The following is a 15,829-nucleotide window of genomic DNA, read 5'->3' on the forward strand; positions in this document are numbered from 1 at the left end:
GGCGTGTCGCGGGCTGGCGGGTTATAGCCGGATCGTGACAAGCCGAATGCGCGTCACGCACTATTCCTTACAGCGAGCTTTCAGGAAAGCCCCAATGTCCGAAGAATTCTACCGCATGAAGCGTCTGCCGCCCTATGTCATCGCCGAAGTGAACGCGATGCGGGCCGCCGCACGCGCCGCGGGGGAGGACATTATCGACTTAGGCATGGGCAATCCCGACCTGCCCCCGCCCGACCATGTCATCGCCAAGCTGTGCGAGGTCGCGCAGAAGCCGAGCGCGCACGGCTATTCCCAGTCGATGGGGATTCCGGGGCTGCGCCGGGCGCAGGCCAATTATTATGGCCGCCGCTTCGGCGTCGATCTGGACCCGGAGACCGAGGTGGTCGTGACCATGGGGTCGAAGGAGGGGCTCGCCAGCCTGGCCACCGCGATTACCGCGCCGGGCGACGTCGTGCTGGCGCCCAATCCCAGCTATCCGATCCACATGTTCGGCTTCATCATCGCGGGCGCGACCATCCGATCCGTGCCGACCACGCCGGACGAACATTATTGGCAGTCGCTGGAACGGGCCATGGCCTTCACCGTGCCGCGCCCGTCGATCCTCGTGGTGGGCTATCCCAGCAATCCGACGGCGGAGACGGTCGACCTCGCCTTCTACGAGCGGCTGGTCGCCTGGGCGAAGGAGAACAAGGTCTGGGTGCTGAGCGACCTTGCCTATTCCGAGCTTTATTATGACGGCAATCCGACGCCCTCCATCCTGCAGGTGCCGGGCGCCAAGGATGTGGCGGTCGAGTTCACCTCGCTCAGCAAGACCTATTCCATGGCGGGCTGGCGCATCGGCTTCGCCGTGGGCAACCGGCAACTGATCGCGGCGTTGAAGCGGGTGAAGTCCTATCTGGACTATGGCGCGTTCACGCCGATCCAGGCGGCGGCCTGCGCGGCATTGAACGGGCCGCAGGACATCGTGCAGAAGAACCGCGAACTCTACCACAAGCGCCGCGACGTGATGGTGGAGGCCTTTGGCCGGGCGGGCTGGGACATTCCCGCGCCCAAGGCGTCGATGTTCGCCTGGGCGCCGCTGCCCCCTGCCCTCAAGGACATGGGGAGCCTGGAATTTTCCAAGCAGCTCCTTACCCATGCCAAGGTCGCGGTCGCGCCGGGGGTCGGCTATGGCGAGGATGGCGAGGGCTATGTCCGCATCGCCATGGTGGAGAATGAGCAGCGGCTGCGGCAGGCCGCGCGCAATATCCGGCACTATCTGAAGTCCATGGGCGTCAACACGCCGGCCAAGGGCGCTGCCTGAGGAATATAGGCCTGAGGAATATGGATTGCGCTCCTGCGGAGGCGCTGAAGCGGGACAAGCGGCTCGCATGCAGCCCGGTTCGGAGGGTTGAGTGATGCCCGGACGGCGGAACTGGGCTCCTGCCTTCGCAGGCGCGCGTTTCCTCCAAGTCATGATGGCGTGAGTCCCATGCCATCATTTCAACCCTTGCCATTTCCTTCGCGCTGCGCTGCTGTGAAACGATGATCGCACTCCCCCAGGTTTCCCAGGTCGCACAGACTATTCAGCTCGCTTTGGCTCCCGTCTTCCTGCTTGCGGGTATCGGGGCGTTCCTGAACGTCTGCGTCGGGCGGCTGGCGCGCATCATCGACCGGGCGCGGAAGGTGGAGGAGAAGATCCTCGCGTCGCGGGGCAAGGAACATGACCGGATGGTCAGCGAAATCCGCGTGCTGGACCGGCGGATGAGCGTGGTCAATGGCGCGATCTTCCTGTCGGTGGCGTCGGCCTGCGCCGTCTGTCTGGTGGTCATCCTGCTGTTCGCGGCCAATCTGTTCGGGGTGCATCTGGGCACGCCGATCGCGATCCTCTTCATCCTGGCCATGGTGTTGCAGGCGGCGGCCTTCGGCACCTTCATCCAGGAAATCCGGCTCGCCTCGCGCACCATCCACATCCGCAACGAGGTGCTCTACCACAAGGTCGAGGAAGAGGGCGCGGGATGACGAAGTTCACGGTCAACGACCGGCCCGTCCAATATCGCATGGACCCGGCGACGCCGCTGCTGTGGGCGCTGCGCGACGCATCGAACCTGACCGGGACGAAATATGGCTGCGGCACGGGCGATTGCGGCGCCTGCACGGTCGACATAGACGGGGAAGCCGTGCGCTCCTGCCAGGTGACGATCGCCGCCACGGAGGGCAAGTTCGTCACCACCATAGAGGGGTTGTCGCCCGACCGCGGCCATCCGCTGCAACAGGTGTTCGCGGCGGACAATGTCTCGCAATGCGGTTACTGCATCCCCGGCGTCATCATGGCGGCGTCGGTGCTGCTGCGGCGGACCAGCGATCCGGGCGACGAGGAGATCGACGCGGCGATCACCAATATCTGCCGGTGCGGCATCTATCCCCGGTTGCGGGGTGCGATCCAGCGGGCGGGACGGGTGATGCGGGGCGAGGAGGTGGTGGACGCCGTGCCGCCCTCCGGCATCACGCCGGACGAAGCGGCGAAGGCGGTTCCGGCGCTGCGGAAGCCTTGAGGCCATCCGCGTTCCTGCCGTTCAGCCGAAGCGGTAGCCCGACACGGCCCAGCCCAGCACATTGCTGGCGTGGTCGCGCACGGCCGCATCCTCCCCGCCCGCGCCCAGGGCGACCATCAGCGGCAGGAGATGTTCCTCGCGCGGATGGGCGAAGCGGGCATGGGGCAGGTCGGCCCAGGCGGCGACGCGCTGCGCCCGGCTGGCCGGATCGGGGTCGGTGACGGCGGCGGTCAGGGCTTCGTCCCAGAGCATCGAAGGCTGGGTCGCCTGCGCGCCGCGCACGCGCAGATTGTGGAAGCTCATTCCCGATCCGATGATGAGGACGCCCTCGTCGCGCAGCGGCGCGAGCGCCCGGCCGGCGGCGAGATGCGCGTCGGGATCGAGATCGCCGCGAAGCGAGAGCTGGGCGACGGGGATGTCGGCCTGCGGCAGGGCGACCTTCATCGGGATGAAGACGCCATGGTCCCAGCCGCGCGCATCCTCCCTGCCGGTGGGGAAGCCCGCCTGTTCCAGCAGGCCGGCGGCGCGGCGGGCGAGCGCGGGCGCGCCGGGCGCGTCCCAGCGGAGCGCATATGTGTGCGGTGGAAAGCCGTAATAGTCGAACAGCAGGCCAGGCCTTTCGCCGTCATGGACGGTGAACCGGCTTTCCTCCCAATGGCCGGAGACCAGCAGGATCGCACGGGGGCGTTCGGGCAGGGTCGCGACGATGCCCGCCAGATAGTCCTGCATCGGCTGCCACATCGGGTCGCAATGCGGGCGATCGGGGTCGCTGGGGTCCATGAAGAAGCAGGGGCCGCCGCCATGGGGGATGAAGAGAGTCGGTTGTCTCATGCCCAGGAGATCGGATGGATTTGGGCGCGGCGCAAGCGGGGCGCTGGAAACGGACTGTTTCGGGTGGGGCGTGAAAGGCGGCGGCGGGCGGCCCTCAAGCTTCGTTTTCTTCCAGCACGGGGGCGATGGCCTGGGCCAGGGTGGCGCCGGAATAGGGCTTTTTGAGCAGGGTCACGTCGCCGAAGCGTTCGGGCAGGTCCAGCCCGTCGCCATAGCCGGTGGCGAAGAGGAAGGAGACGCCCTTTTCCGCCAGCAGTTCCGCCACGGGAAGGCTGGTTTCATTGCCGAGGTTGAAGTCCAGGACCGCCAGATCGACGTCATGGTTCGCGATCGCATCCCGCGCGCGGCTGACGCTGGCGGCGGTGATCACTTCGGCGCCGAGGTCGCGCAGCGCGTCCTCGCCATCCATGGCGATGATCATATTGTCTTCGACCAGCAGGACGTTGCGCCCCTTGAGCAGCGTCGGCGTGGGCGCCGGGGCGGGGCTGGCGCGTTCGATGCCGACGACGTCGGGCAGGACGGAGGCGACATGGGCGGAGGGGATGCAGAATCGCGCCTCCAGACCGGAAAGGCGGTAATGCACCTCCGCCCGACCATCGAGATCATAGGGGATGGACCGTTCGATCACGGTCGATCCGAAACCCCGGCGGGTGGGCGCGACCACGGCGGGCCCGCCGCTTTCCCGCCAGTCGATCAGCAGGCTGCCGTCGGCATCGACCCTCCAGCCGATGGCCACGCTGCCATTGTCGGACAGAGCGCCATATTTGGCGGCGTTGGTCAGCATCTCATGGATCACCAGCGCCAGCACCGTGAAGGCGGCCGGGGTGAGCAGCACATTGGGACCGGTCAGCTTCACCCGGTCGCGCCGTTCGGCCAGATAGGCGGCCGATTCCACCTCTATCAGGTCGTAGAGCCGGGCGGGCGCCCAGCGGTCGGCGGTGATCTGGTCATGGGCGCGGGCCAGGGCGTGGACGCGGCTTTCCAGCGTGTCGATGAACTGGTCGACCGATTCGGCGCTGTCGCGGGTCTGGGACAGCAGCCCCCGGATCAGCGAGAGGATGTTGCGGACGCGATGATTGAGTTCCGCGATCAGCAATTCCTGCTTCTCATGCGCCTTCTGCCGTTCATCATGGGCGGAATCGGACAGGCGCAATATGACTTCCAGCAGGGCGGTGCGCAGCGCCTCCGCCACGCGCAGTTCGGCGGCGGTGAAGGGCACGGCGGTGCCGCGCACCAGTTCCGACCATTGTTCGAAGCTCTTGCGCGGGGTCAGGCGGGGGCCGTTGGGGCCATATTCGATATGCTTTTCCGGGCTTCCCGCCCAGCGCACCGAGCGGAGCTGTTCCGCCCGGAACAGCACCACATAGTCGCGCGGGCGGCGCGAGAGCGGGATGGCGAGCAGCCCCGCCGCCCGGTCGGCATGGGCGGACGATTCGGGCAGCAGGCGCGCCAGATGATCGGTGGTGAAGACCTGGCCGGCGGCGGCCCGGTTCAGCATGGCGACGATGGCGGCGAAGCTTCGCTCGTCCGGGGCGAGGCCGGAAAAGGTCATCTGGCCGTCGATATAGACGCCGACGCCGTCGGCCGGGATGGTGTCGAAGATCACCTCGCCCAGCCAGCGGGCGTTGGACAGCAGGTCATGGTCCTGCGCCACCGCCGACATCAGCCGGTCGGCCACCTGCCGCGCCTTGCCCTCATAGGCGGAGGTTTCGCTGCGCTCCCGGTTTTCGAGCATCATCGAGAAGATCTGGCCGAACAGTTCGGCGGCGCTGCGCTGCGCGAAGCTGGGCAGGCGGGGGCCATAATGGTGGCAGGCGAACAGGCCCCAGAGCCGCCCTTCGACGACGATCGAGATGGAGAGCGAGGCCCCCACCCCCATATTGCCGAGATATTCGATATGGATGGGCGACACCGCCCGCGTCAGGCAGAGCGACATGTCGAGCGCGGCGCCAGAGGGGTCGAGCTGCGGCACGATGGGAACCGGCTGCGCCTGCACGTCCGCGATCACGCGGAAGATGTTGCGCAGGTAGAGCGCCCGCGCCTGCGCCGGAATGTCGGACGCGGGATAATGCAGGCCGAAGAAGCTGTCGATGCCGGGACGCAGCGCTTCGGCCACGACTTCGCCGTCGCCGCCCTCCGCAAAGCGATAGACCATCACCCGGTCGAAGCCCGTCAGCGCCCGCACCTGCCGCGCGCCATCCCGCAGGAAGGCGGCCATGCCCTGCGTCTGGCCGAGCCGCGACACCATGGAGCGGACCATGCTGCTGGCCTCCATCTCGTCATGGGACGCCGCTTCGGCCTCGATCACGACCAGCGATCCGGAGAAGTGGACGGCGACGTCGAACGGCGCGATCCCGTCGATCAGGGTGAGGGAGAAGATGCGCTCCACCGCGTCGGGGCCGCGCAGCAGGGTGATGCGGTTGCGCAGGGAATGGACCGCCTCCCCGCTGAAGATGCCGCTGATCGGCCGGCCCAGCATCTGTTCGGGCGAAAGGCCGATATGATCGGCGCTGTTGGCCGACACGCGCGACACCAGCCAGTCGGCGGTCAGCGCGATCAGGAAACCGAAGGGCTGGACCGTGCCCAGCACATGGATCGGCTCCCGGTCGCAATTGCTGAGGTCGACGGCGAAATCCTGGGCCGGGATATTGCCGTCAGCCATGGACGGGCGCCACTTCGCCCCTGGCGGCGGCGGCGAACAGATCGAATGCGGCCTCCGCGCCGCGAATCGCGTCGCCGATCCATGGCTGGCCCCCATCGGCCGCGGCTTCATCCAGTCGTCGCTGGAAATCCGCCCAGCCGCCCTTTTCATGCACGGCGGACAGATAGGCGCGCGGCAGGCCGGGGCCGACGCGGCGGGCGAGCATGGCGCCGCCCAGGCGCGATCCTTCCAGCGTGTAGCGCAGACCCCAGCGATAGGCATCGGACGGGGGCGCCGGCGCGGCGAGCGGCGCGGGCTGCGGTTCGCCCAGGGCCGCAAGGTCCCGGGTCAGCAGCGGCAGCCGCGGCGCATCGGGGCGGGTCATCCGCTCCAGCGGGGCGAGCGCCCGGGCATGGGCCTTCAGGAAGGCGGCATAGCCGGGGCGATCGTTCAGCGAAAAATGCGAGAACAGGTCGTCGACACGCTGATGGCTTTCCATCGTCGCTTGGCGCAGGGCCTGTCGGGCGCTGCCGGCAGTGGGCGTTATCGTCACCCCGCATTCCTAAGGGGCTTTGCAGGGGCGCGCACTGATCTGGATCAGCTTTTGCCTTCCTTCGGTCACATTTCCGGGGATTTCGGCGCAAAGCAGCCTTTGAGGCGCCGCCGGGGATTCTTTCAAATCGCTGACAGACAAGTTCAGCATCGTGACATCGCACAAGTCCTAAAAGCGACATATGAGGGGCGAATGGCCCCGTGAAACAAAGGCGAACGGCATGTTGAGGAAAATGATGCTGGCGGGCTTGATGACCGCGACGGTACTGGGCGGGATCGCCCCGGCCTATGCCCAGCGGGGCGACGATGGCGGCTGGCGCGGCCGTGGCGGCGAACGGGCCGGCCGGCCCGAAGGCGGCCGTGGCGGCCAGGGCAACGGACAGCCGCAGCGCCAGTGGCAGGGCGGCGAAATGCGGCAGCAGCGGCCGGAACGGCCGGCGCAGGTCGCCCAGCCGCAATGGCGCGGCAATGAGGCGCGGCCCGACCAGCGCGGCCCCGCGACGGTCACCCGCTGGAACCGCGACCAGCAGCGCTTCGAGACCACACCCCGTGGTGGCGAAAGAGGTGGCGGTAATTGGGGTGGCGGCGACAGGGGCGGCGGCAACTGGGGCGGAAACGACCGCGATCGGCAGAACTGGCAGGACAATCGGCGCGACAATGACGGCCGGGACTGGAACCGGAACGACCGGAACCGGAACGACCGGGATCGGGGCGGCTGGGATCGGCGCGACGACCGCAACGACCGCCGCTGGAACGATGACGACCGGCGTTGGAATGGCGGCAATCCGGGCTGGAACAACGGACGGCGCTTCGACGACCGCACCCGGTGGCAAGGACAGAGGCGCTGGGACAATGGCTGGCGCAACGACCGGCGCTATGACTGGTACAGCTATCGTTCCCGCTATGGCGACCGCTACCGGATCGGCCGCTATTATGCGCCGCGCGGCTGGAACTACGGCTATTCGCGCTTTTCCATCGGGATCTTCCTGAACAGCCTGCTCTATTCGAACAGCTACTGGATCGACGATCCCTATTCCTACCGCCTGCCGCCGGCCTACGGCTCGCTGCGCTGGATTCGCTATTATGACGACGCGCTGCTGGTCGACATACGCGACGGCTATGTGGTCGACGTGATCCACGATTTCTTCTGGTGATGCCGGAAGACATGCGCTCCTGAACTGGCCTTCAGGACATACTGGACCTGGGACGGCGACGTTCCAGGTCCTTTTCATTTGCGCAGGGGCGCGGCCCGGTGGCAGGAGAGCGGCATGAGCGAGATTGTTGACGATGGCGGGGTCGCCTCCGCGGCGCGGGCGCGGATCGGGGAGTCGGTGCGGGCGCGGCTGGAGCGCAATCCGATGGTCAGCCGGATCGATACGCCGCAGCTTGAAATCTATGGCCGGCAGGAATTTCTGAGCGCGGAGGAATGTGCGGGCCTGCGGGAGCTGATCGATGCGGGGGCGCAGCCCTCCACCCTGTTTTCCGGCAGCGCCAATGCCGATTACCGCACCAGCGCGAGCTGCAACCTCAGCCCCTGGAGCCCGCTGGTCGGGGGGATCAGCGACCGCATCTGCGCGCTGATGGGCCTGGCGGCGGAGCATGGCGAGACGCTGCAGGGGCAGCGATACCAGCCGGGCCAGGAATATAAGGCGCATTGCGACTATTTTCCGGTGACGGCCAGTTACTGGCCGGCCATGCTGAAGACCGGGGGACAGCGGAGCTGGACGGCGATGATCTACCTCTCCCCGGTGGAAGCGGGCGGGGAGACGCATTTCCCGCATTGCGGGTTCATGGTCCCGCCCGTCGAGGGCATGCTGCTGATGTGGAACAATATGGAGCGGGACGGATCGCCCAACCGATCCAGCCTGCACGCCGCGCGCCCGGTGGAGCGGGGCACCAAATATGTCGTCACCAAATGGTTTCGCGAGCGGCCCTGGACGCCCTGATCCCCGCACCGCCGGGCCCGGCGGCCCCTGATACAAAGTGCGACATAAATGACTGATTCCTGACCGTTTCATTCCCGGCATGTTCAGGTGGCGGGGCGCATATCCGTCTTCGTGGTCGGCGGAACCGGTCGGGCCGGGGAAAGTTCTCCCCTCCCCCACCGCACTTCAGCCGCCAGGCAATGGGAGAAGACCTATGCGTAAATTGATCATCTTGGGCCTGATGGCCGCTACCGTCATGCCGGGGGCCGCCATGGCCCAGTCCCGCGCGGAGGTGCGCGACAGCGCCCGTGAGCTGCGCCATGAACAGCGCGACCTGCGCGATGCGCAGCGCTACGGCAACCGGCGCGACGTCCGCGAGGAGCGTCGGGACGTGCGCGAAGCCCGGCAGGAATTGCGCGAGGACTGGCGCGATTACCGCAGGTCGCACCGCGACGTCTATCGCGGCGGCAACTGGCGGGCCCCCTTCCGCTACAATCGCTGGGAAGTCGGCGCGCGGCTTCAGCCCAACTATTATAATTCGCGCTACTATATTTCCGACCCCTATCGCTATCGCCTGCCCCGCGCCGGCGCGAACCTGCGGTGGGTGAGGCATTATAACGACGTGCTGCTGGTCAATGTGCGGACCGGCCGGGTGATGGAAGTGCATCGCGGCTTCTTCTGGTAAGAGCCGCCAGGCGTGAAAAACGAAACGGCCCCCGGAAGATCCGAGGGGCCGTTTCCTTTTGCGCTATGGCGCTTCCGGTCCGTTTACCCCCCTTGGCCGCGCCGCTCGTTCCGGGCGGGCGCGGCCGATGGCGCGCGCTGGGCGCACCATCAGTCCGAAAGGGGGTGGACCATATGCCGAAACGCCCCGCGCCCCGTTATGTTCCGCCGCGCGCCGCTCAGGCGGCCAGGGCCTCCGCGATCAGGCGGCGGCTGTTTTCGATGCCGTAGAGCGCGATGAAGCTGCCCATCCGGGGCCCCTGATCGGCCCCCAGCAGGGTCTGGTAGAGCGCCTTGAACCAGTCGCGCAGTTCGGCAAAGCCATAGGCTTCGTCCTTGCCGATGGCATAGACGATATTCTGGATGTCCTCCGCCGAGGCGCCTGCGGGCAGGGCGGCGAGTTCGGCGTCCAGCCTGCGCAGGGCGGCGGCTTCGCCTTCGGTCGGCGCGCGGCGCTGGAGCGTAGGGGCGACGAAATCGCGGTGATAGGCGAGCGCATGGCCGATCAGCGCGTCCAGTTCCGGATAGCTTTCCGCATTGGCATCGGCGACATAGTTCTGGAGATAGCCCCAGACCTGTTCGCGGCTGGCGTCGCCCATCACGCCGACCAGATTGAGCAGCAGGCCGAATGTCACCGGCAGGCGGCCCTGCGGCAGCTTGCCGTCATGGATGTGGTGCACCGGATTGCCGAGTTGCTGTTCGACCGGCTGGTTCGGATAATTGCCGCGGAACTGCCAATATTCGTCCACGGCGCGGGGGATCACGCCCATGTGGAGCTGCTTCGCCTTCTTCGGTTCGCGATAGGCGTAGAAGGCGAGGCTCTCCTGCGGGCCATAGGTCAGCCATTGTTCCAGGCTGAGGCCGTTGCCCTTGGACTTGGAGATCTTCTCGCCCTTCTCGTCGAGGAACATTTCGTAATTGAAGCCCTCGGGCGGGCGGGCGCCGAGCGCGCGGCAGATCTTCGAGGATTGGGTGACGGAATCGATCAGGTCCTTGCCCGCCATCTCATAATCGACGCCCAGCGCGACCCAGCGCATCGCCCAGTCGACCTTCCATTGCAGCTTCGCGCCGCCGGACAGGATCGACCGTTCGATCAGCTCGCCCTCATCCTCGAAGCGGACGAGGCCGGCATCGGCGTCGATCACCTCGACCGGGACCTGAAGCACGATGCCGCTTTTGGGCGAGATCGGCAGCACCGGCGAATAGGTCGCCTGCCGTTCCTTGCGCAGCGTCGGCAGCATGATGTCCATGATGTCCCGATAGTGGCGCAGGACATTCTTCAGCGCGTCGTCAAAGGCGCCGGACCTGTAGCGCTCCGTAGCGGAGACGAATTCATAGTCGAAGCCGAAGCGGTCGAGAAATTCCCGCAGCATGGCGTTGTTGTGATGCGCGAAGCTCTCGAACTTCCCGAAGGGATCGGGCACCTGCGTCAGCGGCTTGCCCAGATGCTCGGCCAGCATCGCCTGGTTGGGCACATTGTCCGGCACCTTGCGCAGCCCGTCCATGTCGTCGCTGAACGCGATCAGGCGCGTGGGGATGTCCGACAGCGCATGATAGGCGTTGCGGACCATGGTGGTGCGCAGCACTTCGTTGAACGTGCCGATATGCGGCAGGCCGGAGGGGCCATAGCCCGTCTCGAACAGCACATAGCCCTTTTCGGGCGCGCCGTTCTGATAGCGCTTCAGGAGCTTGCGCGCTTCCTCATAGGGCCAGGCCTTGGACGCCTGCGCGGCGGTGCGGATGAGTTCGGACACGGTCATGATGCATGCCCCCTAAGCATTTTCGCGGCCGTTGAAAACATCTGACGACTCGGAAAACATCATGCGGCGGAAGGAAAGGCAAAGGCTTCATTAATATAGATCAAGCTTCATTTTGGACCCGACGCGGCGATTCCAGGTGCCGAAATGGAGACGAATGGCGGCTTTTCCCGCCAGCTCTTTAACTTTGATTAACCCTGTTCAGGCATATTTATCGGGAGCTTAGGGGGCTCAGGAGGGACTATGCAGCCGCGCAGCCGTCACAGAATAACGGTCGATATACCCGTCGTCGTGACGACGGTGCTCGACAGCGTGGAAGGAATGATCGTCGACCTGAGCGAGGGCGGCGCGCAGATTGCGGGCTGCGGCCTGCCAGTGCGCAGCCAGTGCCAGATCGACTATGAGGGCCATGTCGTGTTCGGCACGGTGCAATGGTCCGAAGAGGACCGCATGGGCATCCGCTTCCCCTATGAACTGACCGACGGCCCGCTGTTCGACCGGCTGGAGATCGCACGGGCCGCGCGGCTGACGCCCACGGCCTTTCAGCCGCGCATGCCCGGCGGTCGTCCGGCGGGCGGTTTCGGGCGTCGGTTCGGCTGAATCGGGCGCTTTTCAGGTTTCCCTTTTGTTCCCGTTCGCCTAAGCGGGAGAGGTGATCGACCCCGCTGCCCTGCCCGCCCTTCACGCCAGCCATGGCGGTATATGGCTTAGGGAAGGGGATCGGACCGCAGCGGTCGCCAAGGGCACCGCCATCGCGCGGACGGCGGAAACACCGACGCTGCTGCTGAACGCGCCGCTGACCGGGCAGCGGCTGGGCTATCCCGATTTGAATGGCCTGGACCTGCTGGAATTGTGGGCCTTCATCCATCCCGCGCGCTTTCTGGTGCCGACGCCCAAGGGGCTGGCCGAAGCGCTGGACCTGCCTCGTCCGGCGAGCGAGGCCGACATTCCCCAATTGTTGCAGGCGGCGACCGGCGCCCTGCTGGCGACGCTGGAATCCCCCGCATGGACCGAGCGCGAGGGCGGCTGGACGGCGGCGCAGTCGCTGCACCGGTTGCGCTGGCCCTGGGCCCCGCTGGTGGCCGGGCGCATCGCCCAGCCGAAGGAGGCGGAGCGTTGGCTCTTCTCCAAATTGCCGGAATGGGAGGAGAGCCCACCCCGCCCTGCTCCCCGCTCGGTATCGCTGCAACCCGATGCGGTGGTGGCGCGGCTGGAGCAGTTGACCGGCGCAGGAGCCGAAGCGCGACCGGGACAGCGCGCCTATGCGGCGGCGGCGGCGGAGGTGTTCCGGCCCAAGGCGCATCGCGACCAGCCCAATATGCTGCTGGCGGAGGCCGGGACCGGGATCGGCAAGACTTTGGGCTATCTCGCCCCCGCCTCGCTCTGGGCCGGGGAGGCGCAGGGGACGGTGTGGATTTCCACCTTTACCAAGGCGTTGCAGCGGCAGTTGGACCGGGAGAGTTTGCGCCTGTTCCCCGATCCCGCCGTGGCGGCGAAGCGCGTGGTGGTGCGCAAGGGGCGGGAAAATTATCTCTGCCTGCTCAATCTGGAGGACGCGCTGCAAGGCGGCTTTGCGGGGCGCGCGGCGATCCTGGCGCAACTGGTGGCGCGCTGGGCGGCGTTCACCAAGGATGGCGACATGATCGGCGGCGACCTGCCGGGATGGCTGCCGACGCTGTTCCGGCGCAACGGCTCCACCGCGCTGACCGACCGGCGGGGCGAGTGCATCTATGCGGGCTGTCCGCATTACCGGAAGTGCTTCATCGAACGATCGGCGCGGGCTTCGGCCGATGCGGACATCGTGATCGCCAATCATGCGCTGGTGATGATCAACGCGGCGCGTGGGCGGGAAACGGGGCAGGCGCCGCAGCGCATCGTGTTCGACGAGGGCCATCATCTGTTCGATGCGGCGGATTCGACCTTTTCCGTCGCCCTGTCGGGGCAGGAAGCCATCGAGCTGCGCCGCTGGGTGATGGGGCCGGAGGGCAATTCAAGAGGGCGTCGTCGGGGTCTGGCGGCGCGGCTGTCGGACCTTGCCAGCTATGACGAGCAGGGCGGCGAGGCGATCCGGGCGGCGGCGGAGGCCGCGAGGGCGCTGCCGGCCGACGAATGGCTGAAGCGGATCGTCGCGGGCGAGCCGTTCGGGCCGGTCGAGGAGCTGCTCGCGGCGGTGCGGGGCACGGTCTATGCGCGGGCCGCCGATGGCGGCGAGGCGGATGCAGGCTATGGGCTGGAGACCGAGCTGGCGGAACCTGACGGCGCGCTGGTCGAGGCGGCGCAGGAGGCGGCGCGGGCGCTGGACGCGCTGCTGCGGCCGCTGACCCATCTTGGCAAGCGGATGGAAGCCGTGATCGAGGAAGCGCCCGACTGGCTGGACGGCGCGGCGCGGGCGCGGGTCGAGGGGGCGATTGCCTCGCTTGGCTGGCGGCGCGATCTGGTGACGGCCTGGCTGGCCCTGCTGGCGCGGATCGGCGGGCCGGCGGATGCGGATTTCGTGGACTGGCTGGCGGTCGAGCGGATCGAGGGGCGGGAGTTCGACATCGGCATCCACCGCCACTGGCTGGACCCGACGCGGCCGCTGGCGCAGGCGGTGCTGAAACCGGCGCAGGGCGTGCTGATCACATCCGCCACGCTGAAGGGCGGCGGCGACTGGGACAATGCGGCGAGCCGGAGCGGGGCGACCCATCTGCCGCGCGGAGCGGAGCAGTTCGAGGCGAGCAGCCCGTTCGACTATCCGGAACGGTCGGAAGTGCTGATCGTCACCGACATCAAGCGCGGCGACATTGCGGCGCTGTCGGGCGCCTATGCCCGGCTGATCGAGGCGGCGGGCGGCGGGACGCTGGGGCTGTTCACCGCGATCCGGCGGCTGCGCGCGGTGCATGCGCGGATCGCCGACCGGCTGGCGCGGGCGGGGCTGCCGCTCTACGCGCAGCATGTCGATCCGATGGACACAGGCACGCTGATCGATATTTTCCGCGACGATCCCCGCGCCTCGCTGCTGGGCACCGATGCCTTGCGCGACGGGGTGGACGTGCCCGGCCATTCGCTGCGGCTGGTGGTGATGGAGGGGGTGCCCTGGTCCAAGCCCACCGTGCTGCACGCGGCGCGCAAGCTGGCGGGCGGCGGAAGCGCCTATGACGACCGGCTGATCCGGGCGCGGATGGCGCAGGCCTTTGGCCGGCTGATCCGGCGGGCGGAGGACCGGGGCAGCTTCATCATCCTGTCCGCCGCCATGCCCAGCCGGTTGTTGAGCGCTTTCCCCGCCGGCACGCCGATCCGCCGCCTGACGCTGGACGAGGCCATCATCTCGGTCAGCGGGCAATCCCGCGCTGGCCTTAACGGTAATGCAACGCTAGGGCTTCAGGGACTCGAATCCGGCACCTGGTGACTGTGTTTTCGTGATTTCCGAGTCAGCAGGCGTTCCACCTGCTTCGAAATCACTCTGGGACCTGGAGAAAAAATGAAGCGGTTGATCCTGTTCCGTCACGCCAAGTCCGATTGGGACGATCCGGTTGCGCGGGACTTCGACCGGCCGCTCAACCGCCGGGGGGAAAAGGCGGCGCTGGTGATGGGGGAATTCGCCAAGGCGCGCGACCTGCATTTCGACATGGTGATCGCCTCCCCGGCCGTGCGGGTGGTGGAGACGCTGAACGTCTTCTTCACCGGCTATGGCGAGGTGATCGACCCGCATTGGGACCGGCGCATCTATCTCGCCTCCACGCCCACCCTGTTCGACGTGATCCGCGATCTGCCCGACAGCGCCGGCAGCGTGCTGATGTCCGGGCATAATCCGGGTCTGGAGGAACTGGTCCTCGACCTCGTGCCCGACGATGGCGCGAGCCCGCTGCGCGAGGATGTGGAGGTGAAGTTCCCGACCGCCTCGATCGCGGTGATGGACCTGCCCATCGAACATTGGAGCGAGGCGAAGCCCAATATCGCGACCCTGGCCAGCTTCACGCGCCCGCGCGACCTGGACCCGGCGCTGGGGCCGGGATCGCGCTGAACCTGACGGTTACGCCGATCCCCTGACGGTGGGCGGCGGCGATGGGATGACGGCTGTCCGGACGTGACCGGAAAGGCGCATGATGGCGTGCAGCATATGTCCAGATCGGAACGCGCGGGCCCTATTCCCCGATCGCCCTGGCCAATAGGGTGCGGATGGCTTCCAGGCGCGGCAGCAGATCGGCGTGGGGGGCCGTTTCGCCATTTTTGGGTGCAGGCGCGACCGGCGGCTCGCCACCTCCATCGGCCAGCGCCTTTTGCGCGCCACGGACGGTGAAGCCCTCGACATTCAGCAGATGGTTGATGCGCCGCACCAGCGCCACGTCGGCGGGGCGGTAATAGCGCCGGTTGCCCGATCGCTGGAGCGGACGGAGCTGGGTGAAGCGGGTTTCCCAATAGCGCAATATATGCTGCGGCAAATCGAGTTCGCTCGCCAGCTCACTGATCGTCAGAAATGCGCCCTCTGCCTTTTCCATGGTCCTGATGTTGCACCTTTAGCGGCGCAAAGGTCAACCTTCGGGAAAATGGCTGTTTTGGCGACGGCCCCCTCAGGCCGAGGCGACGCGGTCCCGCATCGTCTGGCTGGCGCGGAAGGTCAGCACCCGGCGCGGCTCGATCGGCACTTCCACGCCCGTCTTGGGGTTGCGGCCCATGCGCTGCGTCTTGTCGCGCAACACGAAGGTGCCGAAGCTGGAGATCTTCACATTCTCCCCGCGTTCGAGCGCGGCGGACATATGCTCCAAAATGGATTCGATTAAGGTTGCCGCTTCTGCCCGTGAAAGGCCAATATGACGGTTCACGCTCTCCGCGAGATCCGCGCGCGTCAGAGTTCCGTTACCGCTCATCGCATTTCCCCACCTTGAC

General features: G+C 67.0%; 15 protein-coding genes. 9 read left to right on the forward strand and 6 right to left on the reverse strand.

Annotation, left to right across the window (positions count from 1 at the left end):
- The first annotated feature begins 94 nt into the window (after positions 1–94).
- The 3 genes from H5V43_RS12005 to H5V43_RS12015 all read left to right on the forward strand — a co-directional run bounded on the left by H5V43_RS12005 (position 95) and on the right by H5V43_RS12015 (position 2,534).
- Positions 95–1,303: an LL-diaminopimelate aminotransferase gene (locus H5V43_RS12005; protein WP_025547340.1), complete on the forward strand. Its 1,209-nt coding sequence runs from the start codon at positions 95–97 to the stop codon at positions 1,301–1,303.
- A gap of 221 nt (positions 1,304–1,524) precedes the next feature.
- Positions 1,525–2,001: a DUF2721 domain-containing protein gene (locus tag H5V43_RS12010; protein ID WP_025547338.1), complete on the forward strand. Its 477-nt coding sequence runs from the start codon at positions 1,525–1,527 to the stop codon at positions 1,999–2,001.
- Positions 1,998–2,534, forward strand: a complete 537-nt coding sequence (locus H5V43_RS12015; RefSeq protein ID WP_025547336.1) for a (2Fe-2S)-binding protein — start codon at positions 1,998–2,000, stop codon at positions 2,532–2,534. The genes H5V43_RS12010 and H5V43_RS12015 overlap by 4 nt, the downstream gene beginning before the upstream one ends.
- Positions 2,535–2,555: 21 nt before the next feature.
- Here the strand turns inward: H5V43_RS12015 and H5V43_RS12020 are convergent, their stop codons facing one another.
- The 3 genes from H5V43_RS12020 to H5V43_RS12030 form a co-directional block, all read right to left on the reverse strand.
- A complete protein-coding gene (locus H5V43_RS12020; RefSeq protein ID WP_025547334.1) occupies positions 2,556–3,365 on the reverse strand; it encodes a DODA-type extradiol aromatic ring-opening family dioxygenase in 810 nt (269 codons plus the stop codon).
- A 94-nt stretch (positions 3,366–3,459) separates the two neighbouring features.
- Positions 3,460–6,027, reverse strand: a complete 2,568-nt coding sequence (locus tag H5V43_RS12025) for an HWE histidine kinase domain-containing protein (protein ID WP_025547332.1) — start codon at positions 6,025–6,027, stop codon at positions 3,460–3,462.
- Positions 6,020–6,553: a biliverdin-producing heme oxygenase gene (locus H5V43_RS12030; protein ID WP_037481584.1), complete on the reverse strand. Its 534-nt coding sequence runs from the start codon at positions 6,551–6,553 to the stop codon at positions 6,020–6,022. Before H5V43_RS12030 ends, H5V43_RS12025 begins: the two co-directional genes overlap by 8 nt.
- A 226-nt stretch (positions 6,554–6,779) precedes the next feature.
- On the opposite strand from H5V43_RS12030, the gene H5V43_RS12035 reads away from it, so the two are divergent.
- From H5V43_RS12035 to H5V43_RS12045, 3 genes are all read left to right on the forward strand, one after another.
- On the forward strand, positions 6,780–7,712 hold the full coding sequence (locus H5V43_RS12035; RefSeq protein ID WP_037481581.1) for an RcnB family protein: 933 nt from the start codon (positions 6,780–6,782) through the stop codon (positions 7,710–7,712).
- A gap of 114 nt (positions 7,713–7,826) precedes the next feature.
- Entirely contained in the window at positions 7,827–8,504 is a 678-nt protein-coding gene (locus H5V43_RS12040; RefSeq protein ID WP_099186375.1) for a prolyl hydroxylase family protein, read from the forward strand.
- 193 nt (positions 8,505–8,697) lie between these two features.
- Positions 8,698–9,168: an RcnB family protein gene (locus H5V43_RS12045; RefSeq protein ID WP_025547327.1), complete on the forward strand. Its 471-nt coding sequence runs from the start codon at positions 8,698–8,700 to the stop codon at positions 9,166–9,168.
- Between the two features lie 217 nt (positions 9,169–9,385).
- Here the strand turns inward: H5V43_RS12045 and H5V43_RS12050 are convergent, their stop codons facing one another.
- Positions 9,386–10,966, reverse strand: a complete 1,581-nt coding sequence (locus tag H5V43_RS12050; RefSeq protein WP_025547326.1) for a lysine--tRNA ligase — start codon at positions 10,964–10,966, stop codon at positions 9,386–9,388.
- A 240-nt stretch (positions 10,967–11,206) separates the two neighbouring features.
- Here H5V43_RS12050 and H5V43_RS12055 point away from each other — a divergent pair, with 240 nt between their 5' ends.
- The 3 genes from H5V43_RS12055 to H5V43_RS12065 all read left to right on the forward strand — a co-directional run bounded on the left by H5V43_RS12055 (position 11,207) and on the right by H5V43_RS12065 (position 14,966).
- Positions 11,207–11,563: a PilZ domain-containing protein gene (locus H5V43_RS12055; RefSeq protein ID WP_025547324.1), complete on the forward strand. Its 357-nt coding sequence runs from the start codon at positions 11,207–11,209 to the stop codon at positions 11,561–11,563.
- A 52-nt stretch (positions 11,564–11,615) separates the two neighbouring features.
- The gene (locus tag H5V43_RS12060; protein WP_025547322.1) at positions 11,616–14,351 is read left to right on the forward strand and encodes an ATP-dependent DNA helicase; all 2,736 of its coding nucleotides are present in this window, start codon (positions 11,616–11,618) and stop codon (positions 14,349–14,351) included.
- Between the two features lie 72 nt (positions 14,352–14,423).
- Positions 14,424–14,966 (forward strand): SixA phosphatase family protein, encoded by a 543-nt coding sequence (locus H5V43_RS12065; protein WP_025547320.1) that lies wholly within the window; start codon positions 14,424–14,426, stop codon positions 14,964–14,966.
- A gap of 121 nt (positions 14,967–15,087) precedes the next feature.
- Here H5V43_RS12065 and H5V43_RS12070 read toward each other — a convergent pair whose 3' ends face one another.
- Both H5V43_RS12070 and ihfA read right to left on the reverse strand, forming a co-directional pair.
- On the reverse strand, positions 15,088–15,441 hold the full coding sequence (locus H5V43_RS12070) for a MerR family transcriptional regulator (protein ID WP_025547319.1): 354 nt from the start codon (positions 15,439–15,441) through the stop codon (positions 15,088–15,090).
- Positions 15,442–15,513: 72 nt separating this feature from the next.
- The gene (gene ihfA, locus H5V43_RS12075) at positions 15,514–15,810 is read right to left on the reverse strand and encodes an integration host factor subunit alpha (RefSeq protein ID WP_007687990.1); all 297 of its coding nucleotides are present in this window, start codon (positions 15,808–15,810) and stop codon (positions 15,514–15,516) included.
- Between the last annotated feature and the right edge of the window lie 19 nt (positions 15,811–15,829).

Source organism: Sphingobium fuliginis, from assembly GCF_015074805.1.
GTDB lineage: Bacteria > Pseudomonadota > Alphaproteobacteria > Sphingomonadales > Sphingomonadaceae > Sphingobium > Sphingobium fuliginis.

What these genes read in the sequence shown, in the direction of transcription:
- H5V43_RS12040 (WP_099186375.1), top strand. Translation starts at nt 7,827, where the DNA reads ATGAGCGAGATTGTTGACGATGGCGGGGTCGCCTCCGCGGCGCGGGCG.
- H5V43_RS12065 (WP_025547320.1), top strand. Translation starts at nt 14,424, where the DNA reads ATGAAGCGGTTGATCCTGTTCCGTCACGCCAAGTCCGATTGGGACGAT.
- H5V43_RS12045 (WP_025547327.1), top strand. Translation starts at nt 8,698, where the DNA reads ATGCGTAAATTGATCATCTTGGGCCTGATGGCCGCTACCGTCATGCCG.
- H5V43_RS12070 (WP_025547319.1), bottom strand. Translation starts at nt 15,441, where the DNA reads ATGGAAAAGGCAGAGGGCGCATTTCTGACGATCAGTGAGCTGGCGAGC.
- ihfA (WP_007687990.1), bottom strand. Translation starts at nt 15,810, where the DNA reads ATGAGCGGTAACGGAACTCTGACGCGCGCGGATCTCGCGGAGAGCGTG.
- H5V43_RS12050 (WP_025547326.1), bottom strand. Translation starts at nt 10,966, where the DNA reads ATGACCGTGTCCGAACTCATCCGCACCGCCGCGCAGGCGTCCAAGGCC.
- H5V43_RS12005 (WP_025547340.1), top strand. Translation starts at nt 95, where the DNA reads ATGTCCGAAGAATTCTACCGCATGAAGCGTCTGCCGCCCTATGTCATC.
- H5V43_RS12025 (WP_025547332.1), bottom strand. Translation starts at nt 6,027, where the DNA reads ATGGCTGACGGCAATATCCCGGCCCAGGATTTCGCCGTCGACCTCAGC.
- H5V43_RS12010 (WP_025547338.1), top strand. Translation starts at nt 1,525, where the DNA reads ATGATCGCACTCCCCCAGGTTTCCCAGGTCGCACAGACTATTCAGCTC.
- H5V43_RS12035 (WP_037481581.1), top strand. Translation starts at nt 6,780, where the DNA reads ATGTTGAGGAAAATGATGCTGGCGGGCTTGATGACCGCGACGGTACTG.
- H5V43_RS12020 (WP_025547334.1), bottom strand. Translation starts at nt 3,365, where the DNA reads ATGAGACAACCGACTCTCTTCATCCCCCATGGCGGCGGCCCCTGCTTC.
- H5V43_RS12015 (WP_025547336.1), top strand. Translation starts at nt 1,998, where the DNA reads ATGACGAAGTTCACGGTCAACGACCGGCCCGTCCAATATCGCATGGAC.
- H5V43_RS12055 (WP_025547324.1), top strand. Translation starts at nt 11,207, where the DNA reads ATGCAGCCGCGCAGCCGTCACAGAATAACGGTCGATATACCCGTCGTC.